Source organism: Arthrobacter sp. SO3 (genome assembly GCF_020532825.1).
GTDB lineage: Bacteria > Actinomycetota > Actinomycetes > Actinomycetales > Micrococcaceae > Arthrobacter.
The window spans coordinates 1-10469 of record NZ_MQTS01000017.1 but is presented as its reverse complement, the minus strand read 5'-3'; the positions used below and the strand labels follow the sequence as shown (position 1 = coordinate 10469).

Genomic DNA, 10469 nt, shown 5'->3' with positions numbered 1-10469 from the left:
AGCAGGGGTCCCCGGTCACTACCGAAGCAGATGTCTACGGCGGGGAGGGCTACATCATCGATGCAGGCTACTGGCGGAATATCTGCTCCACCGGCTTCGGCGCGTACAGCGCGGCCGGACTGCCGGTCGTCCTGACGGCCGGGCACTGCGCCGAAGACGGCACAGCCACGGTCTCCGGTCTTGAGCCTCCGGCCTCCTCCACAGCAGGCCATTCGTTGGCGCCCCTGCCAGGCAGCCTTCTGCCGCTGGGCAGCTTTGGATTCAGCCAGTTCGGGGGACCCCATAACTCCCCGGTCCTGGACCCCCTGTGGGAAGCAGGTGATCCGGTAGACCCCGGCAACGTGGGCACAGACATCGCCGTCATCGAGGGAATCAACGGCGGAGTCAACCTCCAGCCGGCCGCCACGACATGGGCCGACGCCGCGAACCCCGCCGCCAGCTCCGTGAAGATCATCGGCACGGTTGCCCCGTTCCAGGGCCAGGACGTGTGCCGCTCCGGGCGGACCACGGGCTGGTCCTGCGGGCAGGTGGATGAAACCGGGATCTACGTGGTGGGCGGCAGAACCATCGCCCCGGAGGATGTCCGTGCCTTCCGCGGTTTCCTTTCCAGGAACGTCCAGTCCGGCGGCGGAGACTCCGGCGGGCCCTGGATCAGCGGCAACTTCGCCGTGGGCACCCATTCGGCCGGCGAGCGTCAGGCGGGGCCCGATGAACCGCCGGTCCCGAATTTCGCCATTGCCACGACCCTCGAGGACGCCCTCACCAAGATCCCGGACGGCGTACAGCTACAACTGTTCCTGAACAAGCCCGAGCTCGTCGCGCCGGAGACCCCGGCCGTCATGGCCGGGCAAGCCATCACGGGCCGGGTCCCGGCGGCCCCGGCGTCGGCCGTTGCCGCCAACTCGAAAGTACGCATCACCGTCGATAAGAAAACCGCGGAGGTGCCCGTCGACGCCGCCGGCAACTGGGCCTTCCCGGCCCCCCAAACCACCGGCAAACTGACCCTCACCGCCGAGACGGTGAACGGATTCAGCCGCTCGGGCGCCGCTACCTTGACCGTCAGCGTGACAAACCTGGACGCACCGGTGATCACCACCCCGGCCGAGGGGGCAGCACTGAAGTCGGTCACCCGCATCGACGGCACCGGAACCCCCGGGCTAACGGTGAAACTCACGGGCGACATCAACGGCTCCGCAGCCGTCGCACCGGATGGCGATTGGACCATCCCCGTCGACGGACCCGCGCCCGGCAGGCTCGCCATCCACGCCGTCCAAACAACCCCCGGCGAGGTGGACAGCCCCGCCGTCACCCGGAACTTCACCCTCGCCCCTGCGGCACTGGCCGTCACCACCATCGGGGACGGTGCGACCCTCAGCCAGGACGCGCTTCCCGGGTCAATCTCCGGGACCGGCATCGACGGCGCCGACGTTTCGGTGCTGATCGACGGACAGCCCGTCGGCACGACAAGGGCCGGTGCCCGCGGGGTCTGGAGCATGCCGTTCCCCGCCGGTCTCGCGCCGGGGGAGCACACTCTTTCCGCCACCCAGGCGGTCGACGGCGTTGCCTCGGACCCGCTGCTGGTGGCCTTCAGCCTTGACGCACCGGCGGCAGTTCCCCCGGTGGTGCCGGCAGGGCCCGACACCCCGGCCACCCAGCCGGCAGTGCTCCCGGCCGGCTCCGGCCAGCAGCCGGACACTGGCGCCGGCGTGTTGGCCGACACCGGCGCCGGGTCCCTCCTGCCGACGGCGGGGCTCGCCGGCGCCACGATCCTGCTGGGCGGGTTCCTGCTGGCCGGTGTTCACCTGGCCGGGGCACGGCGCCGCGCGGTCCGTTAGGTACGGCGGCCGACGACCGCCGTCGTCGGTCAGCGCCGTTGTCCGCCTCGACTAGGGCCGCCAACGGCTATCTTCCGCCGGTAATCTCAGTCGCTACTGGAAGTCAGCCAGCCAGAGGTCCGGGCCGAACACCTCGTACTGGATGTCTTTGGCCGGCACGCCACCGGCCACCAGCGCGCTCCGGACGGACTTCAGGAACGGCAGGGGGCCGCAGAGGTAGTACTCGGCGTCGTCGGGGAGTTCCACGGCCCCGACGTCCATAAAGCCCGAGAACCCGGAGCCGGCCGCAGCCGCGCCTGCGGCGGGATCCACGGTGGGATTGAGGAACCAGGTCTTCAACGTCCCGTCCGTCAACGCGGCCAGATCCTCCCGGACCTGCCCCCGGAGCGGGAACGACGCCTCGCTGTCATCGGCATGCAGCAGTATCACCTGGCGCTGGGAGCCGGACTTGACGAGGTGCGAGAGCATGCCGGCCATCGGGGTGATCCCGATCCCCGCGCTGGCCAGCACCAGGGGCCGGTCCGTGTACTCCAGCACCACATCGCCGAAGGGCGCCGAGAGCACCACCTCGTCGCCCGCCTGGATCTCGTTGTGCAGCAGATTGGACATCTCGCCGTCGGGAGTTTCGAGGCCGTGGACGCGCTTCACCGCGAACTGCCGGTGCTGCCCGTCGTCGGCCTTCGTGAGGCTGTACTGCCTGGGCTGGTGGACGCCGTCGTGCATGGGCAACTTGATGGTGACGTACTGCCCGGGCAGGGACGGCTTGACCTCGCGGTCGTCCATCCGCTCGACCACGAACCGGACGACGTCGTCCGTCTCCTGGACCTTCCCGGCCACCCGCCAGGTCCGCCAGATCGTTTCCGGGGTGAGGTGCACCGCGTTGTAGAGCCCACGTTCCTTGTTGATGAGCATGTTTGCCATCAGCCAGTAGACCTCGTCCCAGGCTGCGGCGACATCGGGCGTGACGGCATCCCCCAGCACATCCACGATGGCCCACATCAGGTGGTCATGGACAACCTGGTACTGGTCCGGACTCAACCCCAGCGAGACATGCTTGTGGGCGACCCGTGACAGGAGGTGGTCCGGAATCTGGTCCACGTTGTCCACGAGCAGCCCGGCGAACGCCGCAATGGAACCGGCGAGGGCCTGCTGCTGGCGCCCGTCCGCCTGGTTGCCCCGGTTGAAGAGCCCGTCCAGCAGGTCCGGCCGCGCCTCGAACATGTGTTTGTAGAAGCGCTTGGCGATCTCCTCGATGTTCTCGCCGACGACGGGCAGCGTTGCCTTGATGACGGGAAGCGAGGTGTCTGAGAGCATGGTGGATCCCTTCCGGTGTGACCGGTTATACCCAGTGATGTCGGGCGAATCAGCACTTCCACGCTAACAGTCCGGGCACGGAGCCTTCCGGGTCCATCGGCCCTACACCGACGGGCGGGATGGGGGTAGGCAGGCCCAGCAGCGCATTCCATGCCGGCTGCGCTGCTGGGCAACTGCGCTCGTCAGGACCGGCCCGACCGCTCAGCGGTCATCACAGTCCCCACGCCCTTTGGCCGAGTCGACCACCTGGACCGCAACGCCGAGGGTGCCATCGTCGAGACTGCCCCAGGCGTACACAATCGTGTTCTTACCCTTCGTGACCGGAACATCTGCCGGGCCGATCAGGGGTTCGGTGGTCCCGGCGGCCGCAACCGAGGCGGACACCGTCCCGGCCTTAAGCGTCAGCACCTTCTGCTCGGCGTTAGTCAGGTCCTTGATGACCGGGGTGCCGCCGGCAAGGACGTCGACGGCCGGCGCCGCCGCCACGTGCCGGACCGTCAGCTTCCCTTCGCCCTTGGGGCTGGCCGAGGTGTTGTTCTTGAACAGGGTGGCCGTGGGCGCTCCGGACGCATCCAGGTGCGCCACAGCGGTGTAGTTCCGGCCCTCCTTGAGATGGACCTTGACCGGGCCGATCACCGGGTTGTCGGCGCTGGTGGCGTCGGCGGCCGTGATGGCGATCTTGTAGTCCCCGCCGTCAAGCTTCAGGGGGCCCGCAAGAGTGCCGGGCTCGAAGTTGTCCAGGGTGAGCTTGCCATCCACCCACACATCCACGGTGAGCCCAGGCACGCCGTGCAGAACGGACAGGAGGGCATCGTCGCTGTGGTGCCTGCCGCCGTCGTGGTTCCCGCTGGCCTGGGCCGGGGCTGCGAAGGTGAGCGCCGCCAGCATGGACAGGGCCCCGGCGGCATAAACGGATTTGCGCATTTCAAAACTCCTCATTGAGTTGCCCGGATCCGGGCGGTGATTTGCTTACACCGTTACTACCGGCCGGGGACCCTGTTTGGATGCAGCTGCCGGGATCCTTTCCCTCAGGCCCTGCGGTCCAGCAGCAGGTTGGTGATCCGCAGCGTGCAGAGCCGCTCCCCGGCCGCATTGTTGATCAGCACCTCGTGGGTGGTGACGGTGCCCCCGAGATGGATGGGGGTCGCCGTGATCGTGATCAGGCCCTCCCGCGCCGACTTGTGGTGGGTGGCGGAGACATCCACGCCGACCGCGGTCTTGCCCAGCGTGCTGGCGTGGATGACCGCGGCCCAGGAGCCCACGGCCTCCCCGACTGCCAGCGAGGCGCCGCCGTGCAGCAGACCGAACGACTGCCGGTTGCCTTCCACCGGCATGGTCGCCACCACGCGCTCCACGGATTCCTCGATGATCTTCACGCCCATTTTTTCGTCGAGTTCGCCAAGGGTGATCTTCCACAGCTCGGCATTGCGGGGCTCGGGCGTCATAACTTCTCCTCTTTGGCCGGAAATTCAAGGGCTCAGGCCGGTCAGTGCGGCCGCAGCTAGTGTGCGGCAGGCCTCATTCATGTACTGTAGACATATTACCGAACGGACGGTCAGTAATGCTGGCCGTGTTGATCTTGCCCCTGTTGGAAGGACCCGTCAACGATGACCACCACTGCAACTGCTCCGGAACCCACAGTAGACACTGTCGAGATCGTTCCCAGCTTCATCCGGGATTCCTGGTGGACCCCCGACGCCGGCTCCGCGGCCGGCGCGGCTTCCGTTCTGGACGCCAGCACCGGTGAACTCCTCGCCAAGGTGAGCACCGAGGGACTGGACCTTGCCGCCGTCGTGGATTACGGACGCACCACCGGCCAGGCGGAACTCGGCAAACTGACTTTCCACCAGCGCGCCCTCAAGCTCAAGGAGCTGGCGCAGTATCTGAACGGCCGCCGCGACGAGTTTTACGCGCTCTCCGCCCAGACCGGCGCCACCAAGATCGACTCGATGGTCGACATCGACGGCGGAATCGGCGTGCTCTTCACCTTCGGTTCCAAGGGCCGGCGCGAACTCCCCAACGCCCAGGTGATCGTGGACGGCCCGATGGAGGTCCTGTCCAAGGACGGTTCCTTCGCCGGCGAGCACATCTACACCCGCATCCCGGGCGTCGCGGTGCAGATCAACGCCTTCAACTTCCCGGTGTGGGGCATGCTCGAGAAGCTGGCCCCCGCGTTCATCGCCGGCGTCCCCACGATCGTCAAGCCCGCCACCCCCACCGGCTACGTCACCGCCGCCGTGGTCAAGGCGATCATCGAATCCGGCATCCTGCCCAAGGGTTCGCTGCAGCTGATTTCCGGTTCGGTCCGCACCATCCTGGACCACCTCGACTACCGCGACATCGTGGCCTTCACCGGCTCCGCCTCCACCGCCAACACGCTCAAGTCCCACGTCAACGTGGTCAGGGGCGGGGTCCGCTTCACCTCGGAAACCGACTCCCTGAACGCCTCGATCCTGGGCCCGGACGCCGTCAAGGGCACGCCGGAATTCGACGCCTTCATCAAGTCCCTCGTCACCGAGATGACCGCCAAGGCCGGCCAGAAGTGCACCTCGATCCGCCGTGCCATCGTGCCGCAGGAGCTGGTGCAGGACGTCATTGCCGCCGTGGGGGAGCGGATCCAGGAACGCATCGTCCTCGGTGACCCGCGCGCCGAAGGCGTCAACATGGGCGCCCTGGCGTCCCTGGAGCAGCTCGCCGATGTGCGTGCCGCCGTCCAGTCCATGCTCGACGCCGGCGGCGAACTCGCCTACGGCACGCTCGATTCACCGAAGGTCACCAGCGCGGACGGCACCGTCGGCGTCGTCGAGGACGGCGCGTTCATGTCCCCTGTGCTGCTGGGCTGGGCGGACCCGGAAGCCGAAGAGGTCCACTCGCTGGAAGCCTTCGGCCCAGTCTCCTCGGTGATCGGCTACACGGACCTGGCCGACGCCGTCCGCCTCGCCGCCCGCGGCGGCGGCTCGCTCGTCGCCTCGGTCTGCACCAACGACCCCGACGTCGCCCGCGAACTCGTCACCGGCATCGCTGCGCACCACGGCCGGGTGCACATGCTCAACCGTGAGGACGCGCGCAGTTCCACCGGCCACGGTTCGCCGGTTCCGCACCTGGTCCACGGCGGCCCGGGCCGCGCCGGCGGCGGCGAGGAGCTCGGCGGCATCCGCTCCGTCCTGCACCACATGCAGCGCACCGCCATCCAGGGCTCACCGAACATGCTGACCGCCGTCACGGGCGTCTGGCACACCGGCGCCGACCGCAACTTCACCCTCGAGACCGAAGGCCAGCACCCGTTCCGGAAGCACCTGAGCACCCTGCACATCGGTGACGCGATCCGCTCCGGGCTGCGCGAAGTGACCCTGGACGAGATCACGAAGTTCGCCAACTCCACCGGCGACACCTTCTACGCCCACACCAACGCGGAGGCCGCAGCGGCCAACCCGTTCTTCCCGGGCATCGTGGCGCACGGCTACCTGCTGCTGGCCTGGGGCGCCGGATTGTTCGTGGAGCCCGCACCGGGCCCCGTGCTGGCCAACTATGGCCTGGAAAGCCTGCGCTTCATCACTCCGGTGGCCGCGGGCGATTCCATCCGGGTCACCCTCACCGCCAAGAAGATCACCCCGCGCGAGACCGACGAGTACGGCGAGGTGGCCTGGGACGCCGTCCTGACCAACCAGAACGACGAAATCGTAGCCACCTACGACGTCCTTACCCTCGTGGAGAAGTAACCCGGCCCTGTCCCGCCGCCCTGCGCCACCCGCCGAGGTGAGATTTCGCGCCCATTGTCCCCGCGGACATGGGCGCGAAATCTCACCTCGGCGCGTATATTCTCCTGCTCTTTCCGCCCCGCACCGGCGTAAGATTTTGCTCGTAGGAGGTGGCGAAATGACCTTAGTTCTAAACAAAGCCACAACGGTCCTGCCAGTTGATGATGTCGAGCGTGCCCACCGCTTCTATGCAGAGGCGCTGGGACTCCCGCACCGTGGAGTGGCAGACGACGGAAGCGACCTATTCGGCAGCGAAGGCGGCCCCATGCTGCAGTTGATGCCTGTCAGGGACGGAATGCATTCCGAGCACACGACCCTGAGTTTTGAAGTCTCCGAGATCGAGCGGACCGTCCAGGAGATGGAGTCCAAGGGCATCCAGTTCCAGGATTACGACCTGCCGGATCTCAAGACCGAGAACCACATTTGCACAACGGATTCGGAGAAGTGCGCCTGGTTCATGGATACGGAGCACAACATCCTTTGCGTCCACGAGAACATCACTGCGGCGGCTGATTACCAGCTCTAAACCAACAGCATTTCACCCAGTACACCCAAACGAACAGCGTCCCGGCCTGCCGGGGCGCTGTTCGTTTGTCCGGGGCGGCCGCCGCCGCCGCGGGCCTCAAAGTGCCCCCGGACCGCTCGGGCGGGATCTGCGCCGAGCCACGGCCGAGGTCAGGGGAGCGATGAGGGCACGGTTAGGGCTCCCGGCGGTCCTCATGGGGGTCCTGGGCCCCGGCGTCCCCGTCAGTGGGCCGTCGTTTGTCATGTACCCGTTTCTCACCTCTGCGCCGGCCAAAAGACATCAGCGCGGACAGTACTCCCAGGACGACGAGGATTCCCGCGATGATCAGGATGAGCTGAACCGGTTCCATTGTTGTGCCTCTTCCCTCTGTAATCCGTGCTTCCGGGTCTCTGCCGCCCTGCTGGCTTTGCATACAAAGGTGGCAGCCCGGTGGGCTTGGCGGCGTCGGTTTCCCCTGGCGTATAAGCATGCTGCGCGACCGGGTCGCGGAGCCGGTGGCTGCAGCCGGGGCTACAGCATTGTTGCACCGCGGTGGGGTTCTACGGCGACGATGGTGACGTCGATCGTGCCAGGGGTGAGGCCGGTGTGGCTGATGCTTTCACGCACTCGTTGCCGAACCGTTTCGGCGACCTGGAGGGCGGTGTAGGCGATGTCGGTGGCGATCTCGAGGTGGACGCGTGCCGTTCCGTCGCTGATTGTCGCTGTGACGCCGTTGTGCCGGTAGGTGCCGTGTTGGCTGCCGGGACTGCGGAGGTTTTGCAAGGCGGCGGGAGCGAGCCGGGCCAGGAAGCCTTGGATGGCGGGTTCGAGCCTGAGGACTCCGGGTGTTTCCAGTGTGGTGCGGGTGGCGATCGAGGCGATGAGCTGGCTGGTGATGATGGAGCCTTGGAGGGGTTGCTCAGACATCGTAAAGGTCCTCAACAGTGATGTTGACGGTTCCGGCGCCAATACCGACCCCGGCCGGAAGTGCGTTGCCGATCTCTTGTCGCAACGCCTCCATTGTTCGAGGGATGACGATGCCCTGAGCGGCGGCAACCCAAAGATTGACGATGAGGCGAGGACCGGCATTGGTGGCGGTACGGGTGGTTCCGGAGGGGTGGTCTTCACCGGCCGGACTGGCGGTGGCGGAGCGTATTTCGATCCGGCAGCGTCGTGAGTGGACGCCGGGGATCGCAGCTGCCGCGACCCGGATGAGGGAGCTCAGGGCCTGTTCGCTGATCTCCGTGGTGCCGCTGTCTGCGCTGCGCAGGAGGATACTGCTGCCGCGGCGGACTTCAGCGCGGGCCACATCCATGATGGCGTTTTCGATCCCGGGACGCGGTTTCAGCGCGGGATCGTGAAGATCGCTTTCGCACAGTAAACGGGTTGCTTCACCGAGTCTTTGCAGTCGGGTTCTGGCAGTTTGGCATTGTTCACAATGTTCTTCGTGTGCGGTGGGCAGCCGGTCGATGGTGGCCCAGATGCGGTCGATGCTGCGGCCGCAGCCGAGCCGGGGGATGTCTTCTAGCGCCATTCGCTCATCCCTTCTGCTATCTCGTGCCGTGCCCGGGCGAGTGTGCCGCGAACTGCTGTCGGGCTGATCTTCAGTGTGACACCAATCTCTGCGTAACTGCGTCCGTGCATTTCCCGCAGCAGCCAGCAGGCCCGCTGTGCCGGGGGAAGCGTGTTCAGGACTGCGGTCAGGCCATCCTGTTCGGCGGACCATTCAGCCTCATGGGCCGGATCCGAACCGGCCGGCACCGCGCGGGCGCACGCTTCGGGGCTGGTGTCCATGTCCTCAGGTTGGGTGCAGTTCACGGCATGGGCGGACCGCTTACGCAGCAGGTCCAGGCATTTGTTCGTCGCCAGCCGGTAGATCCAGCCACCGAATGCATCGACGTCAGCGAGCATGGCAAGACCGCGCCAGCTCGTTGTCAGAGTCTCCTGCACGATGTCTTCGGCTTCGCCGTGGTCGTTGAGCATCCGATACGCCAGCCGGAAGATTTTGTACTGATAGGCGAGCACCAGGTGTTCGAATGCTTCCAGGTCGCCGTCCTGGGCGCGGGCGACGATGCTCCCCTCATCCAGGTCCGGTTCGAAGCCGGGGCCATGATCACCCATGCGCAGTCCATCCCGTCCGGTGACTTACCGGTGTTTGGCCCCAATATGCCACAGCCGGGCAACGTCGGGAACCGTGCCGAGGTTCCGTTGCCCAGTGAGGAAAATATTCTGCGCCATCACGTGACGATTCCTGCCGGTCTTCGTCCTTATCGGTGTAAGCACGACCACCAGTCCCACGAGGAGATGTTTTCCATGACAGAGACACCCAAAACCCCCGGAACTGCCGCTGGCGTCGTGGCCACAGCCGACGAGCAGGCGCGCGGCGGTGCGCTGGAACAAGTGAAGGCGAGGGACGCACTGCACACTGATCGCGGCGACACCACGATCGAGGAAACCGTAGTGCAGAAGCTGGCCGGCATAGCTACCCGCGAGGTTCCCGGTGTGTACGCCATGGGCAGTGCCGGCCGGCGGGCATTCAGCGCACTGACCGAACGCATTCCCGGTTCCCAGACCAATGTCAGCGGCGGCGTCAGCGTGGAAAAGGGCGAACGTCAGACAGCCATCGATGTCTCCATCGTCGTCGACTACGGGTTCTCCGTGGTGGAGGTCAGCCAGGCCATCCGCCGCAACATCATTCAGTCCGTAGAGCGCGCCACCGGGCTGGAAGTGCTCGAAGTGAACATCAATATCACCGATGTACACCTGCCCGACGAGGAACACGAAGACCAGCAGGTCCAGAAGACCCAACTGCAGTAACCACCCGTCACAGAATCCTCCGCCAAGGGGAACGGGACGATGAGGAAAAAGGATGGCTATGTCTACTACACGTTGGTGCGTGACGATAGGACTGGTACTGGGAATCGTTCTGGGCTTCGGCGGCTGGCTGGCGTTGCTGTCCGCGGTGATCCTCGGTTTTATCGGACTGCTGGTCGGCCGGGTCGCGGAAGGAAAGCTCGACGTGCAGGCCCTGTTCGGTAGAGCCTCGAGCCGATGAAC

Annotated in this window: 12 protein-coding genes; 5 read left to right on the top strand and 7 right to left on the bottom strand. The window is 66.3% G+C overall.

Features of this window, described 5'->3' with window-relative positions; genetic code table 11:
- Positions 1 to 1835, top strand: a 1835-nt coding sequence (locus BJQ90_RS01985; RefSeq protein ID WP_226758641.1) for a S1 family peptidase, incomplete at its 5' end; no start/stop codon positions are given.
- Positions 1836 to 1928: 93 nt separating this feature from the next.
- On the opposite strand, the gene BJQ90_RS01980 is transcribed toward BJQ90_RS01985, so the two are convergent.
- The 3 genes from BJQ90_RS01980 to BJQ90_RS01970 all read right to left on the bottom strand — a co-directional run bounded on the left by BJQ90_RS01980 (position 1929) and on the right by BJQ90_RS01970 (position 4594).
- A complete protein-coding gene (locus BJQ90_RS01980; protein WP_226758640.1) occupies positions 1929 to 3149 on the bottom strand; it encodes a globin domain-containing protein in 1221 nt (406 codons plus the stop codon).
- 201 nt (positions 3150 to 3350) lie between these two features.
- On the bottom strand, positions 3351 to 4073 hold the full coding sequence (locus BJQ90_RS01975; RefSeq protein ID WP_226758639.1) for a DUF4397 domain-containing protein: 723 nt from the start codon (positions 4071 to 4073) through the stop codon (positions 3351 to 3353).
- Between the two features lie 104 nt (positions 4074 to 4177).
- Complete coding sequence (locus BJQ90_RS01970) at positions 4178 to 4594, bottom strand: PaaI family thioesterase (protein ID WP_226758638.1); 417 nt, start codon at positions 4592 to 4594, stop codon at positions 4178 to 4180.
- Between the two features lie 162 nt (positions 4595 to 4756).
- Here BJQ90_RS01970 and paaZ point away from each other — a divergent pair, with 162 nt between their 5' ends.
- Both paaZ and BJQ90_RS01960 read left to right on the top strand, forming a co-directional pair.
- Positions 4757 to 6868, top strand: a complete 2112-nt coding sequence (gene paaZ, locus BJQ90_RS01965) for a phenylacetic acid degradation bifunctional protein PaaZ (protein WP_226758637.1) — start codon at positions 4757 to 4759, stop codon at positions 6866 to 6868.
- 157 nt (positions 6869 to 7025) lie between these two features.
- Positions 7026 to 7433 carry a VOC family protein gene (locus tag BJQ90_RS01960; RefSeq protein ID WP_226758636.1) on the top strand — a complete coding sequence of 136 codons (408 nt, stop codon included), beginning with the start codon at positions 7026 to 7028 and terminating at the stop codon, positions 7431 to 7433.
- 172 nt (positions 7434 to 7605) lie between these two features.
- Here the strand turns inward: BJQ90_RS01960 and BJQ90_RS01955 are convergent, their stop codons facing one another.
- The 4 genes from BJQ90_RS01955 to BJQ90_RS01940 all read right to left on the bottom strand — a co-directional run bounded on the left by BJQ90_RS01955 (position 7606) and on the right by BJQ90_RS01940 (position 9533).
- Positions 7606 to 7782, bottom strand: a complete 177-nt coding sequence (locus BJQ90_RS01955; protein WP_226758635.1) for a hypothetical protein — start codon at positions 7780 to 7782, stop codon at positions 7606 to 7608.
- 161 nt (positions 7783 to 7943) lie between these two features.
- Positions 7944 to 8339 (bottom strand): Asp23/Gls24 family envelope stress response protein, encoded by a 396-nt coding sequence (locus BJQ90_RS01950; protein ID WP_226758634.1) that lies wholly within the window; start codon positions 8337 to 8339, stop codon positions 7944 to 7946.
- A complete protein-coding gene (locus BJQ90_RS01945) occupies positions 8332 to 8946 on the bottom strand; it encodes an Asp23/Gls24 family envelope stress response protein (protein ID WP_226758633.1) in 615 nt (204 codons plus the stop codon). The genes BJQ90_RS01950 and BJQ90_RS01945 overlap by 8 nt, the downstream gene beginning before the upstream one ends.
- On the bottom strand, positions 8937 to 9533 hold the full coding sequence (locus tag BJQ90_RS01940) for an RNA polymerase sigma factor (RefSeq protein WP_226758632.1): 597 nt from the start codon (positions 9531 to 9533) through the stop codon (positions 8937 to 8939). Before BJQ90_RS01940 ends, BJQ90_RS01945 begins: the two co-directional genes overlap by 10 nt.
- Before the next feature lie 192 nt (positions 9534 to 9725).
- Here BJQ90_RS01940 and BJQ90_RS01935 point away from each other — a divergent pair, with 192 nt between their 5' ends.
- Together BJQ90_RS01935 and BJQ90_RS01930 are read left to right on the top strand one after the other, a co-directional pair.
- Positions 9726 to 10229, top strand: coding sequence for an Asp23/Gls24 family envelope stress response protein (locus tag BJQ90_RS01935; protein WP_226758631.1), 504 nt, complete (start codon positions 9726 to 9728; stop codon positions 10227 to 10229).
- Between the two features lie 58 nt (positions 10230 to 10287).
- A complete protein-coding gene (locus BJQ90_RS01930) occupies positions 10288 to 10467 on the top strand; it encodes a hypothetical protein (protein ID WP_226758630.1) in 180 nt (59 codons plus the stop codon).
- The last annotated feature ends 2 nt before the right edge of the window (positions 10468 to 10469 follow it).

Coding starts and splice junctions, on each gene's coding strand:
- BJQ90_RS01980 (WP_226758640.1), bottom strand. CDS start 3,149: ATGCTCTCAGACACCTCGCTTCCCGTCATCAAGGCAACGCTGCCCGTC.
- BJQ90_RS01975 (WP_226758639.1), bottom strand. CDS start 4,073: ATGCGCAAATCCGTTTATGCCGCCGGGGCCCTGTCCATGCTGGCGGCG.
- BJQ90_RS01970 (WP_226758638.1), bottom strand. CDS start 4,594: ATGACGCCCGAGCCCCGCAATGCCGAGCTGTGGAAGATCACCCTTGGC.
- paaZ (WP_226758637.1), top strand. CDS start 4,757: ATGACCACCACTGCAACTGCTCCGGAACCCACAGTAGACACTGTCGAG.
- BJQ90_RS01960 (WP_226758636.1), top strand. CDS start 7,026: ATGACCTTAGTTCTAAACAAAGCCACAACGGTCCTGCCAGTTGATGAT.
- BJQ90_RS01955 (WP_226758635.1), bottom strand. CDS start 7,782: ATGGAACCGGTTCAGCTCATCCTGATCATCGCGGGAATCCTCGTCGTC.
- BJQ90_RS01950 (WP_226758634.1), bottom strand. CDS start 8,339: ATGTCTGAGCAACCCCTCCAAGGCTCCATCATCACCAGCCAGCTCATC.
- BJQ90_RS01945 (WP_226758633.1), bottom strand. CDS start 8,946: ATGGCGCTAGAAGACATCCCCCGGCTCGGCTGCGGCCGCAGCATCGAC.
- BJQ90_RS01940 (WP_226758632.1), bottom strand. CDS start 9,533: ATGGGTGATCATGGCCCCGGCTTCGAACCGGACCTGGATGAGGGGAGC.
- BJQ90_RS01935 (WP_226758631.1), top strand. CDS start 9,726: ATGACAGAGACACCCAAAACCCCCGGAACTGCCGCTGGCGTCGTGGCC.
- BJQ90_RS01930 (WP_226758630.1), top strand. CDS start 10,288: ATGTCTACTACACGTTGGTGCGTGACGATAGGACTGGTACTGGGAATC.